We start from the raw sequence: 21747 nt of genomic DNA, 5'->3' as shown, positions 1-21747 counted from the left end.
TCATGACTGCCTGGCCCCAGCTTTTTTTCTGATCTTGATCTTAAACTGATCCTCTGCTACATCAATAAGGGTATTTAAGGCACTGATCTTTAGCTGTGCATATTCCAAAGCCTTTTTTAAAGCTTCCGTTTCCGGGTCCGGCACACCAGACTGCCCTTCAGCTTTATCCTTCATCTCAAACTTTTCATGAACCGCAAGTTCGGCATTTTCTTTCAACGAGGCCTTAAGCCATTTATTTAACGTTTCTCCACTTAGTCCGTATGACTTCCTCGCTGCATAAGGTTTCAGAATGCCTTGCTCAACCTGGCGGACGACGGATCTTTTTTCTATGTCGCTTAAATGATATCCCCGCTGTTTTTCCTGGTACTCTTTCGAGCCGCGGTCGCGCATCCATTTACTCAGAGATGCCCGCGACATGCCATACTGATAGGCTATCACGCTCCGCGGGGTCCCTGATTCTATCGATTTTATGATCTCATCCCGTAGGCTGCTTTCAAAGTGACATCGCTTAGTAACGCGAATCTGACTCCCTTTTTGTTCCGATTCTTCTTTCATACACTTTCTTTTAGTGTATAGTTATTTCAGGACGAGTCAGTTTGACCTGATACACAACTCCCCTTTAGGGGCCCAGGGGCTTAACACTCCGGTAAGCTGATAGGTATGTTAATAGCCAGCCCGCCATCTGATGTTTCTTTATATTTAGAATTCATATCCAGCGCGGTTTGCCACATGGTTCTTACTACGGCATCAAGGCTTACTTTAGCTTTTTCGGGATTGCTTTGTAAAGCTAACTGCGATGCCGTGATGGCTTTTATGGCCCCCATGGTATTGCGCTCGATACAGGGGATTTGTACCAGGCCGCCAATAGGGTCGCAGGTAAGGCCAAGATGATGTTCCATGGCTATTTCGGCAGCCATGAGTACCTGCCGTTGGGTGCCCCCAAGGCATTCTGTTAAAGCCGCCGCCGCCATGGCAGATGAAACACCAATTTCGGCCTGGCAGCCGCCCATAGCCGCCGATATGGTGGCGCCTTTTTTAAAGATGCTCCCAATTTCGGAAGCAGTCAGCAAAAATTGGATGACTTTTTCATCAGTGTTACCCTCGCAAAAAACAATATAGTATTGTAATACGGCAGGGATAACGCCGGCAGCGCCGTTGGTTGGCGCGGTTACTACCCTACCAAAAGAGGCATTCTCCTCGTTTACAGCCAACGCGAAACAACTCACCCAATCCAATATATTTTTAAAGCCATCGCCTGTTTCCCTTATGGCGGTAACCCATTCATCGTAATTACTGTATGGCCTGTTGTTTATTAGTTTTGCATTCAGTTTAAAGGCACGCCGGGCCACATTTAAACCGCCGGGTAACTGGCCTGTGGTATGACAGCCGCGGTACATACACTCTTTTAAAGCCTTAAAAATATTCAGCACACCTGCACGGGTTTCCTGTTCAGTACGCCACGCCAGCTCATTCTCCATCACCACTTCCGAAATCCGAAGGCCTGTTTTTATACACCAGTGCAATAAATCGGCAGCAGTATCAATCGGGAACGGCAGATCGACCTCATGTTTTGATTGGGCTGATGCGCCATCCTTAACCACAAATCCTCCGCCTATGGAGTAATACGTTTCGGACACCGCTTTGCCATTACTCAAAAACGCCTGGAAAGTAACCGCGTTGGGATGAAAAGGCAAACTTTCGTTAAACAAAAACAACAGGTCGTTAATTACCGAAAATTCAATTTCTTTAATTCCACCTAAAATCAATTTATGTGATGTAGTGATGTGGTTAATTTTAGGGGTAATCTTGTCAACCTCAAAAGTTACAGGGTCATCTCCGCTCAAGCCGAGCAAAATAGCGATATCGGTACCATGGCCCCGGCCCGTTTTGGCTAAAGAGCCATAAAGCAGTATTTGTACCTGGTTAACAAGCGGCAGCACCTTCTGCTGTTGTAACGATAATACAAACTGCTGGGCAGCGCGCCACGGCCCAAGGGTATGCGAGCTTGACGGCCCTATCCCTATTTTAAACATATCAAATACCGAAATTTGCTCCCTTACCATCGGCATCAAATTTAAAAATAATAAGCTAACTAAGCTTTGTAATAAATATGATGGAGTGCTTAATTTTTATTTAAAAAATTTATATTTTGCAGGAACTAAAACTTATAAAAACACTCAAACCTTAAAAAATGGAAACTTACGACGCTTCTTCCGGTTCTCCCGCGGTGTTTGCCGCTTTATTTGGAATTATGATGATACCAGCTATTATTACGTGGGTAATTGTAGTTGTTGGTATGTGGAAAGTATTTGAAAAGGCTGGTAAGCCAGGATGGGCATCAATTATTCCTATTTACAATGTTATCGTACTACTTGAAATTGTTGGCAAACCTGTATGGTGGATTATTATGTTTTTAATACCATGCGTCAATTTTATTTTTGGCATCTGGACTATTAATCTATTAAGCAAAAGCTACGGCCAAAGCGAAGGTTTTACCATAGGCTTATTACTATTGCCATTTATATTTTATCCAATACTCGGCTTTGGTAATTACCAATATATTGGCCCTGCTGGTGCTGGTTTTGCGGGTTTTCAACCATATGATCCTTCAAAAGATTATCAGGATCCATTTAACCCTAATACGCCGCAAGCTTAATGCTGCCCAATTTTATCACATTACAATTATTTTGCAGTCAGTTGGGTTTTATCCACTGGCTGCAAAATCATTTAATACCCTGTCCGTTTAAATATTTCACCGGTATTGATTGCCCCGGATGCGGCTTTCAGCGTTCGGTAATTGCCCTTGTACAAGGCGATTTAAATAAAAGCTTCGCGTTATACCCTCCTGCCATCCCTCTCCTTTTATTTTTTGCCTACGGTATTGCAGATAACTATTTTAAGCTCGACACCAAAAAATCAGCGGTAAAAAAAACACTGTTTATGATTGTTGGCAGTATAGTGCTTATTAGCTATTGCATCAAAATGTACAGCCTTTACCGGCATTATAGTACATCTGCCTGAGCTACAATGTGGCTGTAATCTTTTATAATGGTTTGCAAAAACAACATATCGTTCATTTCGGCTGGCGGTGTTATCCCTAAGAGGTCTTTGATACGTTGTGCCATATTAAACACCAGCACGCTGTTACGATTTTTAATATAGCTGTTTATTACCTCATTTATCAATTCAATATCTTTATCATTAAGGCTGGCAGCGGCAGCAAAAACCGGCTGATAATCATCGGCAGAGGGGCTAAAAGCTATATTGTTGATTTTTGTGCGCGCCTGGGTGCGGATGAGTGTAGTACCGGCAACCATATCGCCCACTCGCTGCGATTTATCAGATACGGCAACACTTATCAATCCACACAAATGCATAGTGCCCGGGAAAAAATCAATAATCCTAAACAGCCAGCGTAACAAGTATTGGCTGAACCGGGGCCGGGCACCGTCAAGGCTTATCACCTTTATTTTCATGATGCGCTTACCAACACTTTGCCCGTTCATGGCAATTTCGCAAGCCAAGTCATAAAACACGTATAGCGATGCATATATAATAACCAAAACGCCAATTAGCGCCCCTTCGGAATTTAGTATGTTTAACATCGACATCACAATCATGGCTGCAATAAATATTACTATAAACATGGCCATGTCGATCAGGTAAGCAACAATACGTTCGCCCAGGCCGGCAACTTCGTAGTCAATATCAATGTTTTGTGATGTGGTTATTCTTATAGTTTGCATATCATCAAATATAAACGCTAATTATGTTTTTTTTAGTTGTTATATATCGCATTTGTAATTATTTTAACAAAATATTTCAATGTTGGATAACTGATGCGCGAACCTCTTTTTGTAAAACAAAACGCTGCCAAATGGAGCAGCTTTGAACAATCGCCAACGGACGATCCCGATGAGCTTGCCGAAAGGTTTATCCAAATAACCGACGACCTTGCTTACGCCAAAACATTTTATCCAAAATCAAAAACCACGGCCTACCTTAACGGGCTGGCAGCAGGTTTACATCAATCCATCTACAAAAACAAAAGCGAAAAAAGCAACCGCTTCTTAACCTTTTGGAAATACGAATTGCCCATTTTGTTTAAAACCTACCAAAGGCCGTTGCTATACTCATTTATATTTTTCATCATATTTTGCTCGATAGGTGCGCTATCGGCAAAATATGATGAAAACTTTGTGCGTCTTATTTTGGGCGACAGTTATATAGACATGACCAATGCAAACATTGCCAAAGGCGACCCGTTTGGTGTGTACAAACAAGGTGGCGAAACATTGATGTTTTTGGCTATAGCAGCCAACAACATCTATGTATCGCTGATTACGTTTGTAAGCGGCGTTATATTTTCTGTCGGATCTGTTTATTTTCTTTTCCGTAACGGGCTGATGCTGGGCTCGTTCCAATACTACTTTTTTAGTAAGGGGTTGGGTATAAAATCAATCCTTGTGGTGTGGATTCATGGCACTTTAGAGATTTCAGCAATCATGATAGCCGGTGCTGCCGGCATTATTTTAGGGAATAGCCTTTTATTCCCCAAAACCTTTTCCCGTATGGTATCCTTAAAAAGAGGGGCTAAAGACGGTATGAAGGTGGCCGTTGGCATAGTACCTATTTTAATTGTTGCCGCTTTTTTTGAAGGCTTTGTTACCCGCCATACCGAAATGCCTGTTTGGCTTAGTGTTAGCATTTTAACTTCGTCATTATTGTTTATCATTTGGTATGTAATTATATACCCCAATAAAATTTATAAAACCCTAAACCACTATGCAACCAAAAATTGAGTTAGCTAAAACCCGCGATTTTGGCGAAATAATAAGCGACACGTTTCTTTTTATTAAACAAAACCTAAAGCCCCTGCTTAGTTACTTTTTTACGTTTTGCGGTATTTTTATAGTAGCAGCAACCATTAGCGCTTGCCTGATGCAGCTAAAAATGACCACTAATTTTAATAATCTTACAAGCGGGGCTTATACCAATCAATACGCACCATCCTTTTTTAATTTTTTCGGTATCGAATTTGCATTAACCATGGTGTTTACACTATTAAGCATCACGGCCATAATGGTTACTGTTTTTTGCTATATGGCTTTGTATAAAGAGAAGGGCAACCAGGTGCCTACAGCGGAAGAGATGTGGGGTTATATCAAATTTTATTTTCTAAAAATATTAGGCAGCTCAATATTGATCAACCTCCTACTGGCGGTTGGTTTTGTATTTTGTTTAATCCCTGGTATATACATGTCTCCTATCCTGGCATTAGTGGCCCCTATAATGATCATGGAAAACACCAGTTTTGGCTACGCTTTTAACCGCAGTTTTGTTTTGATAAAGGAAAACTGGTGGGCAACTTTTGGCGCATTGGTAGTTACCTGGATAATATTCTCGGTGTGCCGTGCAATTATCGTTGTGCCAGTTAGCATTGTTAATGCTATCAGTTTAGTAACCCATGTTAAAGGGGGTGCACATTTTTCGATAGCTGCTGCAGTAATTGGCGCGGCACTTCAGCAAGTGTGCCAGGTATTTATTATTATACCCGTAGTTAGCCTTTGTCTTTGCTATTTCAATTTAACCGAAAGCAAAGATGGCACCAGCCTATTAAACAGGATAAACAAAGTAGGCACCACAACGCCCGACAATGATTTACCGCTTGAAGAATATTAATATGCTGCGCCTGCTCTGCTTTATATTTTTTTCATTCGCTATTCCCGTTCATTCAGCTAAAGGTGTTGTTCCTGCTAAAAAGAGCACGAAACCTTTAATACTGAAGCTGGACACCCAACAGGTAAATGTGCGGCACCTGGATAGCGCAGCTATTAAAGCCTACAGCAAACTTCCCGAGTTTAAATACGATGAAGAAATACAAAAAGACCCATCATGGTGGACACGCTTTTGGCATTGGTTTTGGACCTGGCTTAAAAACCTGTTTAAACCAGCAAAAATTTCGGATAATAAAGTGAACCCGTTTTTCCAGGTGCTGTTATATGTACTGCAGTATCTTTTCATAGGCACAGGGCTTGCGGCTGTGGTGTTCCTGGTTCTTAAACTGGCCGGTATCGATTTATTGCATGTGTTCAGGCGCAAATCAATGGGGGCAAATTTACCCTACCAGGAATCGTTGGAAAACATCCACGACATCAATTTTGACGACGAACTGGAGCGTGCCATCGCGCAGCACAATTACCGCCTGGCTGTAAGGCTGCTGTATTTAAAATGCCTGAAACAGCTTAGCGATGCCGACCTTATTAAATGGCAGATTGACAAAACAAACAATGCCTACATTAATGAATTAACCAACCCCAATCAGCGCCAGGTATTTAAAACCCTAACACTACAGTTTGAATATATTTGGTATGGCGAGTTTGGCATTGATGCCTCCGTTTTTAAAAACATCAGTACGTTATTTACAGATTTTAAAAAGGAGATATCATGAAGGATTTTAAAATCTATATTTCAATTGCCAGTATCCTGCTTATAGTATACCTTGTTGCGCAGTACAATAAGCCCAACGCTATTAACTGGCAATCAACACTTGCCAAAAACGATAAAATTCCGTTTGGGACTTATATTTTGCATAACCAGCTTGAAAAGCTTTTTCCCGGCGCCGAAATTGCCAATACCAACAAATCTATTTACAATGTTTTCCATAACGATAGCCTGCAGCAGGGTAATTACATCATTATAGCCAAAAGCATAAAGCTCAATAAATTTGATTTTGACGAAATGATGAAATACGTCAAAGCAGGCAATTCGGTGTTTATGTCGGCATTTAATTGGAGTGGCTACCTTGCCGATTCGCTAAAAATTGAGTCGCAGGCCGAGTATGCTAAACATAACGTATCTTTTAATTTTGTTAACAGCAAATTACGGGCTCAAAGTAACTACCTGTTTAACCGAGATATTGCAAACCAATATTTTAGCAGCCTTGATACAGCTAAAGCAACCGTTTTGGCTCAAAATTATGCCAATCACTGCACTTTTATGAGTTACAGTTTTGGCAAGGGGCACCTGTATTTATGTGCTACACCCGACTTATTCACCAACTACAGCCTATTAACCAGGCAAGGATCCGACTTTGTCGAAAAAGCATTCTCCTACCTACCGGCTACCGGCCATTTGTATTGGGACCAATTTCAAAATGGCGATATCCCTGAAGATCTTTCACCATTAAGGGTATTTTTTGCTAACCCAGCTTTGCAATGGGCATATTACCTGAGCCTTTGCGGTATTTTAGTTTTTATTTTTTTCGAAATGAAACGCCGCCAGCGGGTTATACCGGTAGTAGAGCCTTTACAAAATTCGACCCTGGAGTTTGTAACTGTTGTAGGGCAGGTTTATTATGAAAAACGCGACAATGCCAACATAGCCCACAAAAAAGTGATTTATTTATTGGAGCATTTCAGGGACTATTATCGCCTTAAAACCAACAAACTTGATAATGAATTTATAGATACTTTATCAAAAAAAACGGGCGTAGCCATCGAATTTATTACCGACCTGGTGCATTCGGTAATTTTTGTAGGTGCGCAACACCATGTTACCGACCATGAATTAATCAGATTAAATAAACTTATAGAGAAATTTTACAGCCAAACCGGACACAATGGAAAATGATTTTTTTGAACAACGAACTGATATGAGCAGGTTAAGCCTGGCTGTTGACCAGATAAAAGCTACACTGGGTAAAATTATTGTGGGGCAAACTGTGTCTATCGACTTGCTGATAGCCGGCATATTGGCCGATGGGCACATTTTGATTGAAGGGGTACCCGGAGTAGCCAAAACACTCACCGCCAAACTTATTTCAAAAGCTATTGATGCCAAATACTCCCGCATTCAGTTTACTCCGGATTTGATGCCATCAGATATATTAGGTACTTCTGTATTCAATCCTAAATCAACTGAGTTTGAATTTAAGCAGGGACCTATATTTGGCAATATCATCCTGATAGATGAAATTAACCGCGCACCGGCAAAAACACAATCGGCTTTGTTTGAGGTGATGGAAGAAAAGCAGGTTACAATTGACGGACATACCTATAAAATGCAGGAGCCCTTTACTGTACTAGCTACCCAAAACCCGGTTGAACAGGAAGGCACTTACCGACTGCCCGAAGCACAATTAGATAGATTTTTATTTAAAATAGAAATTAAATATCCAACTCTTGAAGAAGAGATTGCTATTATAACCCAACAACATCAGCAAAAAACTACAGATCAGTTAAACAACATTGCATCTGTATTATCGGCTGCCGAAATTATTTCGCTAAGACAACAGGTAAGGGCCTTACATGTTGAGCGCAAGCTGCTGGAATTTACTGCCAAAATTGTTCATGAAACCCGCAACCATAAATCATTATACCTGGGTGGTTCGCCAAGGGCTACGCTGGCTATGATCAACGCGGCCAAGGCATTGGCGGCTATAAAAGGGCGTGATTTTGTTACGCCTGATGACATTATTTATGCTGCAGCCCCGGTATTAAGGCACCGTGTAATGCTTACGCCCGATAAGGAAATGGAAGGCCTGAGCCCCGACGATGTAATTGGGCAAATTATTCAAAAAATAGAGGTACCACGATAACCCATTTTTTGTGAAAAACATTTACGGCCTGTTTTACAAAGATCTTTTTTTAACCAACCGCCTGTTTACCGGTTTGGGAATAAGCGTGGTAGTGTTTGTGCTATCATTCTTTTTTCCCTGGCTTGGAGTAATACCGGCATTGGTTTTCTGGGCGTTGGTATTGCTGTTTATGATTGATGTGCTCATGCTTTATAAAACGGCCAAAGGCGTGTTTGCCAAGCGCCATGCTCCCGAAAGATTAAGCAACAGCGACGAAAACGAACTGGGTGTTTATTGTGAAAACTGGTATCCTTTTAATATCAGCATTGGCATTATCGACGAGATTCCCTTTCAGTTTCAAAAGCGCGACATCTGGTTTAAAACAACCTTAAAACCACATGAGCGCAAACTGATAAGCTATAGCTTGCGGCCTACCAAACGCGGCGAGTACGAATTTGGCGATATCCGGGTTTACGCCAAATCGCCATTAGGGCTCATCAGGAGGCGTTATACTTTTCAGCAATCCGAGACATTGCCGGTGTACCCATCCTTCCTCCAGATGCGTAAATACGAGTTGATGGCTATCTCTAACCGGCTCACAGATATCGGCATCAAAAAAATACGTCGCATTGGCCACAGCCTTGAATTTGAACAGGTAAAAAATTATGTTGCCGGCGATGACTACCGCACCATTAACTGGAAAGCCACCGCCAGGCAAGGCAACCTGATGGTTAACTCCTATACCGACGAAAAATCGCAGCACGTATATTGTATAATAGATAAGTCAAGGGCGATGAAAATGCCTTTTGAAGGCTTAAGCCTGTTGGATTATGCTATAAATGCCAGCCTGGTACTCTCAAGTGTTGCGCTGATAAAAGAAGATAAAGCCGGTTTAATTACGGCATCTGAAAAAATTGGCGCCGTTATACCTGCCGATAGAAAATCGTCGCAATTGAATAAGATACTGGAGGTTTTGTACAAGGAGCGCACCCGTTACCTGGAAACCAATATGGAGCTACTATACAGCACCGTACGTACGGTAATAAAACAGCGTAGCCTGGTAGTTTTTTTTACCAATTACGAAAGTATGAACGCCCTTAACCGGCAATTGCCCTACCTGAAACGGATAGCCAAATTTCACCTGCTGCTGGTTGTTTTTTTTGAAAACACAGAGCTTAAAACCCTGAGCGAAAAACAGGCAACCGACCTTGAAGGCATCTACATAAAAACTATCGCAGAAAAATTCGCTTACGATAAAAAATTGATTGTAAAAGAGCTGGCTAAATATGGTATCCAATCTATTTTAAGTGCGCCGCAAAATTTGACGGTTAATACCATCAACAAGTATTTGGAATTAAAGGCTAAACAGAAGATTTAAGGTTATGCTGCATACACTTAAATTGCTTTTGGATGGAATAGATATCGTTACTAAAATTGCAAAAAAAAGCCAGCCCGCACTTCCTCAATTAGAACCGGCCTTATACGTAAGACGGGCAACAAGCATTTCACAATACATTGATATCGCCACCAAAGCCATGGTCAATGATGGAAAAAAAGTGGACGACGTTAAAACCATATTAATTAATAGGGGCCTACATGAGGATCACTTCGATGCGGTATTAAACCGGGCACAATATAATTACAAAGTATGGTTTAATGAAACTGGCGGCAAACCAGCGTTAACCGTTTTGGAATTATATCAGCAATCAACCCAACGCCATGCAAAACCATCGGTTGAAATAATTTCACACAAAGGAGAAAATCATGCTTTACATTTTTGTGCTTTAATTGGTTTCAGGAGGTATTTCCTGCTACCAGGCAGAAGCGTATTATATACAATTGTTAACCAGGCACTGCTAAATGCTCCAGTATTAATAAACGAAGTGGCCGGTATCACTCAATCAACCTTTGCAAAGGTAGGCGGTAAAGCAGGAAATCCATATTTACGCGTGGTGACAATTGGCCAGCAACGAGAAGCTGTATACCCCTACATACAAACTGAATTTAAAACCCTTTTTTATACACAACAAATTGTAGAGTGGAACGACGGCGAACCTATTATAGAAGCCGAAATTGAAGGCAACCTGAACAGGACTGTTCCGGTGAGTTTTTTTGCTACAGATTACGCGGTTAATAAACAGATTTACCAAACTCAACCTAATGTTGAAGTCCGGTTATCGGCCTTGGTGTTAGAGCTTTTTGAGGCAGACACAAACACCAATGAAATAAATCAGCAACCTAAGGGATTTTGGGCAAACAACAAGTACAGCAACAAAAGTTATTTTTCATTTGAAGCTGTAATTCTCGAAATAAAAGGTGCTCCGGTCGATCCTGTTTCGATAGGGTGCATGATGATGTTAAAACTCGACCGTGGCCAAAAAACTGGCAGCGATTTTGTAATTGATACTTACATCACCAACAACAATATCAAAGCAGATCAAATTCGCAAGGGGATGCTTGTAAGGGGTATTCTTTGGTTTCAGGGCGAAATCGTCCGTTAACTCTACCCTACCCCGCCTTCGGGAACGCAACTCCATTAGCGCTGAAATCCTTAAATATCTTTTCCTGCAGGGCTATTTTGGCGGTTAAAAAGTTGGCCGGTTCCACCCATACGTTTATGGTAATACGTACTGAGTCTATTTCCATACTGATAATTCCTACCCTTGCGGCCGGCTCTGTAAGCAGGTCATGGGTTGAACTGATGGCCTGGTTAATGATACCCTTCACTTTATCCAGGTCATTGGCGTAGGCTATCTTAATCTCAAAATCCAACCGGCGTTTACCCTCGCGGGTTACGTTTACAATCACTTCGTTAAAAAGCTTTCCGTTAGGAATAATTACCTGCTTGTTATCGGCAGTAATCAAAACCGTGTAAAAAATCTGGATAGATACTACTTTACCATCCTGTCCCTGGGCTATTATGCTATCATCAACTTCAAATGGCTTTAACAACAGGATAAGCACACCACCGGCAAAGTTTTGAAATGTCCCCGAAAGGGCCAAACCGGCGGCAACGCTAAACGCGCCAATTATGGTGGTGAAAATGGTAAGCTGGAAGCCAAAAATATTAATTACCGAAATGATAAGTAATATATAAAGACTGGTAATTGTAAGACTAAGAAGAAAAGGTTGTAACGATGAGTGTACCTGCCTTTGAAGCATCCGGTTGCGTAGCCGCGCCCTTAAAAATTTGATGAACCAAAGACCAACAATCAGAACTATTAATCCGAATGAATAGCGAACCCAATTATCAACTATCCATTTGTGTGTATCAATATAAAAATCTTTCAACTCCATAACTGGAGGCAAAAGTAAAAATTAATTACTTACCGTAAATAGTTATAAATAATTCGGGCCCCTTAAACAACAACCAGTCTACTATGGCGCTGTGTATTTGTTTTGATTTTTGTGTTATATTTTTCATATCATCCTACGCTATTCAAATCCTGTGCCTAAGAAACTATCTTTCAGGATTGTTACGCAAAAATACAGGTTAGCTGTTAAGATAATTTTAAAAACTAATCAAATGATTAATTAATGACCATCCGTTTACGTTCAAATGACTATAGTCACCCTATGAAAAAACGAAACCCTGTATACAAAAGCATACAGGGTTTCAAATAGTATATATTTTCAGACACCCCCCTCAGGGGGCCGGGGGGCTATTACATCATGCCGCCCATGCCGCCGCCGCCCATTGGTGGGCCACCGGCTGGAGCATCTTCAGGATCATCAGCCAATACAACTTCTGTTGTTAACAACATAGCTGCGATAGAAGCTGCGTTCTCTAAAGCTACACGGCCAACTTTAGTTGGGTCGATAACGCCTGCTGCAATCAGGTTTTCGTATTTATCGGTACGGGCATTGTAACCAAAATCACCTGTACCTTCTTTAACTTTTTGTACTACGATTGAACCTTCGATACCAGCGTTCTGGCAAATCTGACGTAAAGGCTCTTCGATAGCGCGACGGATGATCTGGATACCAGTGTTCTCGTCTTCGTTATCACCTTTCAAATCAGCTAAAGCAGCTACCGCGCGGATGAAGGCAACGCCACCACCAGCAACAATACCTTCTTCAACAGCAGCACGTGTTGCGTGTAAAGCATCGTCAACACGATCTTTTTTCTCTTTCATTTCAACTTCTGTAGCAGCACCTACGTAAAGTACAGCAACACCGCCAGATAATTTGGCTAAACGCTCCTGTAATTTTTCGCGGTCGTAATCAGATGTAGTTGATTCGATTTGAGATTTGATCTGGCCAACACGACCTTTGATCTCATCGGCAGAACCGGCACCATTGATGATGGTTGTGTTATCTTTGTCGATAATGATTTTCTCGGCAGTACCTAAGTAAGTCAGGTCAGCATTTTCTAATTTGTAACCTCTTTCTTCCGAGATCAAAGTACCACCAGTAAGGATAGCAATATCCTCTAACATAGCTTTACGACGATCACCAAAACCTGGTGCTTTAACGGCAGCCACTTTCAGCGAACCACGAATTTTGTTAACTACCAAAGTAGCCAATGCCTCGCCATCAAGGTCTTCGGCAATGATCAATAATGGTTTACCTGTTTGTACTTGTTTTTCAAGGATAGGAAGCAATTCTTTCATCGACGAGATCTTTTTATCGTAGATCAGGATGTAAGGATTTTCTAACTCAACTTCCATTTTATCAGCATTGGTAACAAAGTAAGGAGAAAGGTAACCACGGTCAAACTGCATACCTTCTACAGTTTTAACTTCAGTTTCAGTTCCTTTTGCTTCTTCAACAGTGATAACACCATCTTTACCAACTTTAGCCATAGCTTCGGCAATTAACGAACCGATGATCTCGTCGTTATTTGCAGAAATTGCAGCAACCTGTTTTATTTTGTTATTGTCTTCGCCTACAGTTTGTGATTGAGCTTTTAAATCCTCAACAACAGCTGCAACAGCTTTATCAATACCACGTTTTAAATCCATTGGGTTTGCACCGGCAGCTACGTTTTTAATACCTGCGGTTACAATAGCTTGTGCTAAAACGGTAGCAGTAGTAGTACCATCACCTGCAATATCAGCAGTTTTTGATGCAACTTCTTTAACCATTTGGGCACCCATGTTTTCTAAAGCATCTTTCAGTTCGATTTCTTTAGCAACAGTAACACCATCTTTGGTGATTGATGGTGAGCCGAATTTTTTATCAATAATTACGTTTCTGCCTTTAGGGCCTAATGTTACTTTAACCGCATTAGCTAAAATATCAACACCGCGTTTTAAGGCGTCGCGTGCTTCAACATTGTATTTAACTTGTTTTGCCATTTTTTTAGTTATTGAATTATTGAGTTAGTGAATTAGTGATTTAATTTTCACGCTCAATAATTGTTTTTCCGTTTTGTTTTTGATTATTCCAGTGATTTTTTGTTGATCAGTAAGTCGGGCATTCACTAACTCACTAATTCAATAATTCACTAATTAATTTACAATACCGCGTAAACGTCAGATTCGCGCATAATTAAATACTCTTTTCCTTCGTAGGTAATTTCGGTACCGGCATATTTACCATATAAAACCTGGTCACCAACTTTTACTGTTAAAGGCTCATCTACTTTACCGTTACCTACTGCAACGATAGTTCCACGCTGAGGTTTTTCTTTAGCGGTATCAGGGATAATGATTCCCGAGGCGGTTTTCTCTTCGGCCGCTGCGGCCTCTACAACCACTCTGTCGCCGATTGGTTTAATGTTTAATGACATAGTTATAACTGTTTATTTATTTAAGTTTTTCAAACACCAAATCCTCATCAATTATGCCAAGGGCTGGCAATGGCAAATATTGACATACATAACTGTTGTAATGGCAGCAAAAACGTTTTTTTACTTTTTACCCTTAACAGTATTTTAACCTGCCCGTGCCATCGTGTCAGTTAAGCTGGGCACAAAAAAACGGCTTTGGATTGTTCCAAAGCCGTTTTTTACTATTTACTAAGCGTAAGCTTATTTCGTTTTATTTGGAGTTTGTGTTGCAGGCAGATTCAACGGCTGTGATACGGGCGCGGTTGATGAAGGTTTTGAAGCTTTATCAATCTGGTTTTGCAAAGGGTTTACGGTACTTGCCGAACCACCTTTGGCTACCACGTTAATGGCTAACGCCAATACCATTACGGTAATTGCCAATACCCAGGTGCCTTTTTCTAAAAAGTCACCTGTTTTTTGAACGCCCATCAACTGCGATGAACTTGAAAAATTAGATGACAAACCGCCGCCTTTAGGGTTTTGGATTAATACGATTAGCCCTAACAGAGCGCATACAATAACGGTAAGGATAATTAAAATGTACATTTCTTTATTTTATATTAATTCGTTTTCTTTTCTAATTGTTCAATTTGGTGGGCAAAGTAACGGCTTTTTTCCGGGAATTTCAACATCAATTTTTTATAAGTAGCAATCGCTTTGTGATATAGCATCTGATCGGCGTATATCTGCGCCAGGGTTTCGCTTACCAACTCATTTTTATCTTCCGAACTTTTTTTGGCCTTATTCTCATTATCTATTTTGTTTATTGATGGCGGCCTTATCTGCGGCTCTTCTTTGATAAACTTTTCAATAATAATATCTTCCTTGCGCTTTACTTCAGGAGCATCCGGTATTGGGGCGTTTTCCAGGTCGAGAAGCGATTTATCGTGAAATATATTTTCAAAATATTGCTGTTGCAATTCGTCGGCAGCGTGCTCCTTTTTCTCTTCGGCAGTTATCCCTTGCGTCGCATGCTGTTGTACCGGAGACAAATATGGTTGATAGGTTGATGCGTACTCCTTACGTGTTTTATCAAGCCACCACATAAAGGTATAAGGCATCTTTTCATCATGATACTTTGATACAGTTTCGGCTTCGTGGGCATTATCAACTCCTGTGGTAACTAAAGGAAGCGCCCTTGTAGCAACCGAAGCAGGGTTATCAACTCCTTTTTGATCAGCTATCGAATTATCAAACATAAAATAATCGGTGGAGGCAATGCTTCCAATGATCCATTTTTCTGTTTCAAAATTAATATCTGCCGGGTTTTTCCTGGGTTCCGCAACGGCCTGCCCACCCATGTCAGGCTCTTCGGCAGTAACTGGCGCTTGTTCGGTTGCAGCATCGTTTTTAACTTCTTGCCCGGGTTTTATATCTGATGAGCTGCCATCAAAACTAATGTTTTCAATGCCTACAATTTCGTCAAAAATCTCATCTTCGATATCTTCCTCGTTTTTTTCGTCGGCTACCTCTGGCTTTACAACAACAGGCGGCGCATCTTCTGCAACAAACACCGGTACTTCAGCATCTGTTTGATCATTTGCTGCTGATAACTCTTCCACAGCAGGCCCTGCTCCGGGTTCTTCCAACTCTTGAGTTATCGCATCAGCTTCATTATTTGTTACAGATTCGGGCGCGGACGTCTCTGTTAATATTTCAAATTGGTCTTCCGATCCGTTGAGGCCTTCCGGCTCCCCGGTTACTTCGGTTGCCGTACCTATGTTAAAATAGTTTTCGCTTTCGCGGGCGGGTGGTGTATAAACAGGTGCCGCCCCATTTTTAAAACCTGCAATTTGCCCGGCAGAAACTACAGGCAGGTTCTCAGGATCGTTAATAAGTTTGTGCAGCAACCTGGGGCTAAAGTAAGCGGCGGCGTGTTTTAAGTCGCTTCCGTTACCTGCATGGGCAAGCATGGCCCTTAATATGCCACTTTGCGGAAATTCATCAACCAACTGCTGCAAATCATAGTTATGCAACTGGCCATTATCGGCCGGATTGGCCAATAACTCCCATAATATCTCGTTTTGCCTGTTATTTAAATATTGATCCACGTGGTTGAAAGTACGAAATGCCTACCAATTAGAAAAGGCCCTGTTAAAAATATCTTCGGTTATTTGCTTTGTAATCTCCTGGATGAGCTTTTGTTCTTGCGAATTTATATCTCCCCTGTAGTTAGCAAACCGGGTCATACTTTCCTCAAAGTTAAGATTTTTATCCTTTTTATCCTTCTCGTAAACGCATTTCACCCTTACCGTAATACTTAATTTATTGGCATCGGCAATTGGAGCCGTATTGTTATTAGTAGCCTCGATAGATACCGGCGCAATCTGGTAGCCAATAATGGCACCAGACATGATCACATCGCCCTCGTTCCTCACAATACTTAAACGGCTTTGGGTACGAATCCTGTCTTTTAATGCCTCCGTAAAAGTTTGGCTCAAGTTATTTACCACCAGCGGCGCGTTGTTTTCAAAAAACTGGATGTTGATGGTTTTTACCTCAAGGGGTATGGCAGAGTTTTTAAGTGTATAGCACGATGAAAGTAAACCCAAACTTAAAACAATAATTGCTCCGTATAACCTTTTCATCAACTATAAATTTAACTCTTTAATTTTTCTGTACAATGTACGCTCAGATATGCCCAGCTCATTGGCGGCGAGTTTACGTTTTCCTTTGTGCTTTTTTAAAGCTTTACGGATCAGGTCTGATTCTTTTTCAATCAGCGATAGTGACTCTTCTACCTCCTCGGCTTCGTGGGTTATGTTATAAGCATCGTTGCCGCCTAAATTGCTGTTATTATTTGTATTAACGGGTTGCTGCAAAGTAAATTGTCCTTCGGGGCTACCCGGAATTTCAATATCGCGGTACAGCTGGTTAAGCGTTTGCGAGTGGCTGGCGTAATTGGCTGATACACCGCCATGCTCAATAATATCGGCCACCAGCTTTTTCAGTTCAACCATATCGCGTTTCATATCAAACAACACCTTATACAATATATCCCGTTCCGAAAAGTCTTCTTTACCGGGGTTACCTACACGCATAGGCAAATTGCGGCCATTAGCCTCTTGTGGGATATATGTTAACAAGGTTGGCCCCGTAATAATGCGGTCCCGCTCCAATACAGCTAACTGCTCGGCCATGTTCTTAAGCTGCCTTACATTACCCGGCCAGCTGTAGTTAATTAATACCTGTTGCGCCTCTTCATCAAGCTGAATTGGCGGCGTACGGTATTTATCAGTAAAATCGGATGTGAATTTCCTGAACAACAGGTAAATATCCTCTTTCCTATCGCGTAAAGGCGGTATTTTTAAGGGTACTGTATTTAAACGATAGTACAGATCTTCCCTAAACTTACCACTTTTTACAGCATCGTAAACATCAACATTGGTAGCGGCTATAACACGCACGTTGGTTTTCTCTACCTTTGACGACCCCACTTTAATATACTGGCCAGATTCAAGCACCCTAAGCAAACGGGCCTGGGTGCCTAATGGCATCTCGGCAATTTCATCTAAAAATATGGTACCGCCGTTTACGGTTTCAAAGTAACCCTTACGTTCGCCAACAGCACCGGTATAGGAACCTTTTTCGTGGCCGAACAATTCCGAATCGATAGTTCCCTCAGGTATAGCGCCACAGTTCACCGCTATAAAAGGCCCATGCTTACGCGGACTCATCTGGTGTATAATGTGCGAAAACACTTCTTTACCGCTCCCGCTTTCGCCGGTAATCAGCACCGAAATATCTGTAGGCGCCACCTGGTTGGCTATATTTATGGCCCGATTAAGCAATGGCGAATTGCCAATGATACCGAAGCGTTGTTTTATTTCTTGTATTTCCATGTATTCAATTTGAAAATTCGGCAATTTGAAAATTTGAAAATTACCTCATCTTCAAATTTTCAAATCTTCAAATTAATCAATTACTTTTCCAATGAGCGTAGCCGTAGTAGTCCTTTCAATCAAAACGTTCACGTATTGGCCGGGCTTATAATTATCGGCTACCGGGAAAATCACCATGGCGTTTTGATCGCTGCGGCCGCAATAATCGTTTTTTGATTTTTTGGAGAAGCCCTCTATCAGCACTTTTTCTATCTTACCAACACGTGCCTGTGCACGGTAGTAAGAGTATTCCTGCTGTTTAGCTACTATCTCGGTTAAGCGTTTTTGTTTTACTTCCTCGGGGATATCGTCTGCATAACGCTTTGCCGCCAGGGTACCCGGGCGCTCGCTATACTTAAACATGTACGCAAAATCGTATTTCACATAATCCATCATGCTTACAGTGTCGGCATGCTCCTCGTCGGTTTCTGAACAAAAACCAGTTATTACATCGGTCGAAATTGCGCAATCGCCAATAATCCTGCGGATGGCATCAATCCTGTTGATATACCAATCGCGGTCGTAAGTACGGTTCATCAAATCAAGGATGCGGGTATTGCCCGATTGTACCGGCAGGTGTATGTAGTTACAAATATTATCGTATTTGGCAATAGTGTATAAAACCTCGTCGGTAATATCCTTCGGATGCGAGGTTGAAAAACGCACGCGCAAATCTGGATTAATGAGCGCCACCATCTCTAAAAGATTGGCGAAGTTGGTAACGGGCGCATCAGCCACTCCCAAATTTGGCCCGGTAGAAGAAACCTTTTGATCAGTTTGCGCTTCCAACTCAGAACTCAGAACTCCCGACTCAGAACTCTTTTTCCACTTATACGAATCCACATTCTGCCCCAACAAAGTAACCTCGCGGTATCCTTTATCAAACAGATCGGTACATTCTGCAACTATCGATTGCGGGTCGCGGCTGCGTTCGCGGCCACGGGTAAACGGAACCACGCAAAACGAACACATGTTATCGCAGCCACGCATAATAGATACAAAGGCATTAATGCCGTTGCTGTTTAAACGTACCGGGCTTATATCTGCATAAGTTTCCTCACGGGATAGCAATACGTTAACAGCTTTTTGGCCGCTGTCAACCTGGTCTATCAGGTTAGGTAGGTCGCGGTATGCATCGGGGCCAACAACCACGTCAACCAGTTTTTCTTCTTCTAAAAATTTCGATTTCAGGCGTTCAGCCATACAGCCCAACACGCCTACCACCAGGCCGGGATTTTTTACCTTGGCAATGGCAAACTCCTTTAAGCGGTTACGCACACGTGTTTCGGCATTTTCGCGGATAGAACAGGTGTTTATAAATATAACATCGGCCATGTTATGATCGCCGGTGGTTTCAAAACCTTGTTCAGCTAATATGGATGCAACAATTTCGCTGTCGCTAAAATTCATTGCACAGCCATAACTTTCAATATAAAGCTTACGGCCATTATTTTTACCCGTCACCGGCTGCTCTAAAACCAAAGCCTCGCCTTGCCTGCTCTCATCATGTACCTTATCCGGAAGAACCAAATCCATCATTCCATTAAAAATTAGTTTGCAAAAATACACAAAATTTAAATACGCGAATGACATATTGTCAGCATTTAACAAAATCAAAAAAATATTGTTATATTTCTGATTCTATACGTATAAGAGTACCAGTAACACCATAAAAGTAAACGGATATTTATAAATGAAGCTGAATTTCTTAAGGCACAAATGGCAAAAAATAGCATTTAGCTTTGTATTGGTGCCGGTACTCATTGTTTTTATAATAGCCCTTATACTTAACCACTACCTGGCCCCCATTTTGGCCACGCAGGTGCGTGAGGCTGTTTTAACCGGCAGCGATAGCCTGTACCACGCCGACTTTACCAAAGCCGAGCTGCATTTATTAGAAGGAAAAGTTACCATATATAATATCAGTCTTATACCGGATACTGTGGTGTACAACCGCAAAAAACAGCAGCACATAGCGCCAAATAACCTGGTGACCCTGCATGTAAAAAAACTGATTTTAAAACATATTCACCCCTTTAGTTATTATTTCAGGCATAAGTTAAATATCAGCCAAATTATTTTGAACGAGCCCGAGTTGAATGTTAGCTACACGCTTAACCATACACAGGATACCGTTTTAAAGGATTACCAGACAACCTGGCAAAAAGTTTCCAAAGCCCTACGCTCCATAAGCGTAGGCCAGATTTACTTTAACGATGTGAAATTTAAGTATGAGGATTACTCGGGCCATAAGGTGGTTATATCTACTCTTAAAGAGATGAACCTAAGCGCTACCGACCTCCTGATCGACTCGGCGACCCAGACTGACAAATCGCGGCTGTTGTACTGCAAGGATATTGTTATGGAGCTTAATAATTATAGCGGCAAAACCGACAATGGGTTGTACCATTATAAAATAAATTACCTTAGGCTATCAACCATGTACTCCAGGCTCAACATTAGGGGCCTGCAATTGCAGGCCGCAAAAAACGACCTGTTTTTTAACAAAAGCCAAAGCGACAGCTTTACCCTGGGGGTTGATTCATTACAACTCAACAACTTCGATTTTTTGAATTACCATAAATACCGGCGCCTTAAAGCATCAAGCCTTGACCTTGCCGATGGCGACTTAAGGGTGTTTGGCAACCCCAACAAAAGTAAGCGGGTGACGGCAGATCAAGTATCCACCTTCCCCAATGTGTTGGTACGTAACACAGATACCGACCTGACAATAGATACTATCCGGTTAAAACACATCGATGTATCATATTCGGAATTTAATGCGGAGACGAAAAAAACGGGATCGGTAGAATTTAATAACACCAGCGGCGAGTTTCATAATGTTACTACAAACAAGGTAGCAATTGCCAAAAACAACATTACTGATGTCCGCCTTAGCAGCTATTTCATGAACCGTGGGCGACTGGACGTGCAGTTCCTGTTTAATTTAACCGATGCTGATGGCTCATTCAACTATAACGGATCGTTGGGCAATATGGTGGCCAACAAGCTTAACCAGGCAACTGTGCCGCTGGCCATGCTCAAAATAACATCGGGCAATATCAACCAATTTAATTTTGATATCCACGCCAACCGCAAGGCTTTTAAAGGCCGGATAGCATTGTTATATAACGATTTAAAAGTATCCATCCTGGAAGCAGACACCGTCAACAACCGCTTAAAAAAGCAACAGTTGATATCCATATTTGCCAACCTGTTTGTTATAAAACGCAATAACCCGGATGTTGCAGGCAAAGCGCCCCGATTTTCGGATGTTAATTATTTGCGGCCAAAAGACTCGCCGTTTTTTAAAACCGTTTGGCGCACGTTATTACAGGGCATAAAAGAATGCACCGGTCTGGATGAAAAATCACAGCAAGCTGCGATTGGGCGCCTAACGGAACACAAAAAAAACAAGCAGGAAAGATTAGTAAGGAAAGCCGAGCGCAAAAAACGGAGGGCCGATAAAAAGGCGGCAAAGGAAATCAATTCGATTTGAAAATTTGAAGATTTGA

General features: G+C 41.6%; 21 protein-coding genes. 10 read left to right on the top strand and 11 right to left on the bottom strand.

The genetic code is table 11. The features are described from left to right. Window positions 1-555, bottom strand: coding sequence for a hypothetical protein (locus tag ACFGVS_RS24325; protein ID WP_439695475.1), 555 nt, complete (start codon window positions 553-555; stop codon window positions 1-3). An 80-nt stretch (window positions 556-635) separates the two neighbouring features. Beyond that, a complete protein-coding gene (locus tag ACFGVS_RS24320; protein WP_439699264.1) occupies window positions 636-2063 on the bottom strand; it encodes an L-serine ammonia-lyase in 1428 nt (475 codons plus the stop codon). Between the two features lie 128 nt (window positions 2064-2191). Between ACFGVS_RS24320 and ACFGVS_RS24315 the strand changes: the two genes are divergently transcribed. Both ACFGVS_RS24315 and ACFGVS_RS24310 read left to right on the top strand, forming a co-directional pair. Continuing rightward, a complete protein-coding gene (locus ACFGVS_RS24315; protein WP_274209928.1) occupies window positions 2192-2656 on the top strand; it encodes a DUF5684 domain-containing protein in 465 nt (154 codons plus the stop codon). Continuing rightward, the gene (locus ACFGVS_RS24310) at window positions 2656-3021 is read left to right on the top strand and encodes a DUF2752 domain-containing protein (protein ID WP_274209929.1); all 366 of its coding nucleotides are present in this window, start codon (window positions 2656-2658) and stop codon (window positions 3019-3021) included. The genes ACFGVS_RS24315 and ACFGVS_RS24310 overlap by 1 nt, the downstream gene beginning before the upstream one ends. Here the strand turns inward: ACFGVS_RS24310 and ACFGVS_RS24305 are convergent. After that, window positions 3003-3746, bottom strand: coding sequence for an RDD family protein (locus ACFGVS_RS24305; protein ID WP_274209930.1), 744 nt, complete (start codon window positions 3744-3746; stop codon window positions 3003-3005). The two genes, ACFGVS_RS24310 and ACFGVS_RS24305, sit on opposite strands and share 19 nt — an antisense overlap. 93 nt (window positions 3747-3839) lie before the next feature. On the opposite strand from ACFGVS_RS24305, the gene ACFGVS_RS24300 reads away from it, so the two are divergent. The 7 genes from ACFGVS_RS24300 to ACFGVS_RS24270 are packed head-to-tail and all read left to right on the top strand — an operon-like array spanning window position 3840 to window position 11079. Then, a complete protein-coding gene (locus ACFGVS_RS24300) occupies window positions 3840-4802 on the top strand; it encodes a stage II sporulation protein M (protein ID WP_439695922.1) in 963 nt (320 codons plus the stop codon). Beyond that, window positions 4786-5682 carry a hypothetical protein gene (locus ACFGVS_RS24295; protein ID WP_439695921.1) on the top strand — a complete coding sequence of 299 codons (897 nt, stop codon included), beginning with the start codon at window positions 4786-4788 and terminating at the stop codon, window positions 5680-5682. Before ACFGVS_RS24300 ends, ACFGVS_RS24295 begins: the two co-directional genes overlap by 17 nt. Beyond that, window positions 5669-6451: a DUF4129 domain-containing protein gene (locus tag ACFGVS_RS24290; protein WP_439695920.1), complete on the top strand. Its 783-nt coding sequence runs from the start codon at window positions 5669-5671 to the stop codon at window positions 6449-6451. The genes ACFGVS_RS24295 and ACFGVS_RS24290 overlap by 14 nt, the downstream gene beginning before the upstream one ends. After that, window positions 6448-7632: a DUF4350 domain-containing protein gene (locus ACFGVS_RS24285; protein WP_439695919.1), complete on the top strand. Its 1185-nt coding sequence runs from the start codon at window positions 6448-6450 to the stop codon at window positions 7630-7632. The genes ACFGVS_RS24290 and ACFGVS_RS24285 overlap by 4 nt, the downstream gene beginning before the upstream one ends. Further along, window positions 7622-8599: an AAA family ATPase gene (locus ACFGVS_RS24280; RefSeq protein ID WP_274209935.1), complete on the top strand. Its 978-nt coding sequence runs from the start codon at window positions 7622-7624 to the stop codon at window positions 8597-8599. The genes ACFGVS_RS24285 and ACFGVS_RS24280 overlap by 11 nt, the downstream gene beginning before the upstream one ends. Before the next feature lie 10 nt (window positions 8600-8609). Further along, the gene (locus ACFGVS_RS24275) at window positions 8610-9956 is read left to right on the top strand and encodes a DUF58 domain-containing protein (RefSeq protein WP_090641453.1); all 1347 of its coding nucleotides are present in this window, start codon (window positions 8610-8612) and stop codon (window positions 9954-9956) included. 4 nt (window positions 9957-9960) lie between these two features. Continuing rightward, on the top strand, window positions 9961-11079 hold the full coding sequence (locus ACFGVS_RS24270) for a hypothetical protein (RefSeq protein ID WP_439695918.1): 1119 nt from the start codon (window positions 9961-9963) through the stop codon (window positions 11077-11079). 7 nt (window positions 11080-11086) lie between these two features. On the opposite strand, the gene ACFGVS_RS24265 is transcribed toward ACFGVS_RS24270, so the two are convergent. From ACFGVS_RS24265 to ACFGVS_RS24230, 8 genes are all read right to left on the bottom strand, one after another. Next, entirely contained in the window at window positions 11087-11875 is a 789-nt protein-coding gene (locus ACFGVS_RS24265) for a mechanosensitive ion channel family protein (RefSeq protein ID WP_090641447.1), read from the bottom strand. Between the two features lie 368 nt (window positions 11876-12243). Next, the gene (gene groL, locus ACFGVS_RS24260) at window positions 12244-13878 is read right to left on the bottom strand and encodes a chaperonin GroEL (protein WP_090641444.1); all 1635 of its coding nucleotides are present in this window, start codon (window positions 13876-13878) and stop codon (window positions 12244-12246) included. A 158-nt stretch (window positions 13879-14036) separates the two neighbouring features. Next, on the bottom strand, window positions 14037-14312 hold the full coding sequence (gene groES / locus ACFGVS_RS24255) for a co-chaperone GroES (protein ID WP_090641441.1): 276 nt from the start codon (window positions 14310-14312) through the stop codon (window positions 14037-14039). Window positions 14313-14552: 240 nt separating this feature from the next. Then, complete coding sequence (gene secG / locus ACFGVS_RS24250; protein WP_090641438.1) at window positions 14553-14897, bottom strand: preprotein translocase subunit SecG; 345 nt, start codon at window positions 14895-14897, stop codon at window positions 14553-14555. A 14-nt stretch (window positions 14898-14911) separates the two neighbouring features. Beyond that, window positions 14912-16402 (bottom strand): hypothetical protein, encoded by a 1491-nt coding sequence (locus tag ACFGVS_RS24245; protein ID WP_439695917.1) that lies wholly within the window; start codon window positions 16400-16402, stop codon window positions 14912-14914. Window positions 16403-16423: 21 nt separating this feature from the next. Continuing rightward, the gene (locus ACFGVS_RS24240) at window positions 16424-16939 is read right to left on the bottom strand and encodes an LptE family protein (RefSeq protein WP_090641433.1); all 516 of its coding nucleotides are present in this window, start codon (window positions 16937-16939) and stop codon (window positions 16424-16426) included. A 3-nt stretch (window positions 16940-16942) separates the two neighbouring features. Further along, window positions 16943-18193, bottom strand: coding sequence for a sigma-54 interaction domain-containing protein (locus tag ACFGVS_RS24235; protein ID WP_090641430.1), 1251 nt, complete (start codon window positions 18191-18193; stop codon window positions 16943-16945). 72 nt (window positions 18194-18265) lie between these two features. Then, window positions 18266-19771 carry a MiaB/RimO family radical SAM methylthiotransferase gene (locus ACFGVS_RS24230; RefSeq protein ID WP_439695916.1) on the bottom strand — a complete coding sequence of 502 codons (1506 nt, stop codon included), beginning with the start codon at window positions 19769-19771 and terminating at the stop codon, window positions 18266-18268. Window positions 19772-19925: 154 nt separating this feature from the next. Here ACFGVS_RS24230 and ACFGVS_RS24225 point away from each other — a divergent pair, with 154 nt between their 5' ends. Beyond that, the gene (locus ACFGVS_RS24225) at window positions 19926-21731 is read left to right on the top strand and encodes a hypothetical protein (protein ID WP_439695915.1); all 1806 of its coding nucleotides are present in this window, start codon (window positions 19926-19928) and stop codon (window positions 21729-21731) included. Window positions 21732-21747: the final 16 nt, after the last annotated feature.

This window comes from Mucilaginibacter sediminis (assembly GCF_051903035.1).
In the GTDB taxonomy this organism is placed as follows: domain Bacteria; phylum Bacteroidota; class Bacteroidia; order Sphingobacteriales; family Sphingobacteriaceae; genus Mucilaginibacter.
The sequence above is the reverse complement of the archived record's forward strand: the minus strand, read 5'-3'. Positions and strand labels throughout refer to the sequence as shown.

What these genes read in the sequence shown, in the direction of transcription:
- ACFGVS_RS24285 (WP_439695919.1), top strand. Translation starts at nt 6,448, where the DNA reads ATGAAGGATTTTAAAATCTATATTTCAATTGCCAGTATCCTGCTTATA.
- ACFGVS_RS24280 (WP_274209935.1), top strand. Translation starts at nt 7,622, where the DNA reads ATGGAAAATGATTTTTTTGAACAACGAACTGATATGAGCAGGTTAAGC.
- groL (WP_090641444.1), bottom strand. Translation starts at nt 13,878, where the DNA reads ATGGCAAAACAAGTTAAATACAATGTTGAAGCACGCGACGCCTTAAAA.
- ACFGVS_RS24230 (WP_439695916.1), bottom strand. Translation starts at nt 19,771, where the DNA reads ATGATGGATTTGGTTCTTCCGGATAAGGTACATGATGAGAGCAGGCAA.
- ACFGVS_RS24265 (WP_090641447.1), bottom strand. Translation starts at nt 11,875, where the DNA reads ATGGAGTTGAAAGATTTTTATATTGATACACACAAATGGATAGTTGAT.
- ACFGVS_RS24325 (WP_439695475.1), bottom strand. Translation starts at nt 555, where the DNA reads ATGAAAGAAGAATCGGAACAAAAAGGGAGTCAGATTCGCGTTACTAAG.
- ACFGVS_RS24295 (WP_439695921.1), top strand. Translation starts at nt 4,786, where the DNA reads ATGCAACCAAAAATTGAGTTAGCTAAAACCCGCGATTTTGGCGAAATA.
- ACFGVS_RS24270 (WP_439695918.1), top strand. Translation starts at nt 9,961, where the DNA reads ATGCTGCATACACTTAAATTGCTTTTGGATGGAATAGATATCGTTACT.
- ACFGVS_RS24240 (WP_090641433.1), bottom strand. Translation starts at nt 16,939, where the DNA reads ATGAAAAGGTTATACGGAGCAATTATTGTTTTAAGTTTGGGTTTACTT.
- ACFGVS_RS24305 (WP_274209930.1), bottom strand. Translation starts at nt 3,746, where the DNA reads ATGCAAACTATAAGAATAACCACATCACAAAACATTGATATTGACTAC.
- groES (WP_090641441.1), bottom strand. Translation starts at nt 14,312, where the DNA reads ATGTCATTAAACATTAAACCAATCGGCGACAGAGTGGTTGTAGAGGCC.
- secG (WP_090641438.1), bottom strand. Translation starts at nt 14,897, where the DNA reads ATGTACATTTTAATTATCCTTACCGTTATTGTATGCGCTCTGTTAGGG.
- ACFGVS_RS24320 (WP_439699264.1), bottom strand. Translation starts at nt 2,063, where the DNA reads ATGGTAAGGGAGCAAATTTCGGTATTTGATATGTTTAAAATAGGGATA.
- ACFGVS_RS24225 (WP_439695915.1), top strand. Translation starts at nt 19,926, where the DNA reads ATGAAGCTGAATTTCTTAAGGCACAAATGGCAAAAAATAGCATTTAGC.
- ACFGVS_RS24300 (WP_439695922.1), top strand. Translation starts at nt 3,840, where the DNA reads ATGCGCGAACCTCTTTTTGTAAAACAAAACGCTGCCAAATGGAGCAGC.
- ACFGVS_RS24235 (WP_090641430.1), bottom strand. Translation starts at nt 18,193, where the DNA reads ATGGAAATACAAGAAATAAAACAACGCTTCGGTATCATTGGCAATTCG.
- ACFGVS_RS24315 (WP_274209928.1), top strand. Translation starts at nt 2,192, where the DNA reads ATGGAAACTTACGACGCTTCTTCCGGTTCTCCCGCGGTGTTTGCCGCT.
- ACFGVS_RS24310 (WP_274209929.1), top strand. Translation starts at nt 2,656, where the DNA reads ATGCTGCCCAATTTTATCACATTACAATTATTTTGCAGTCAGTTGGGT.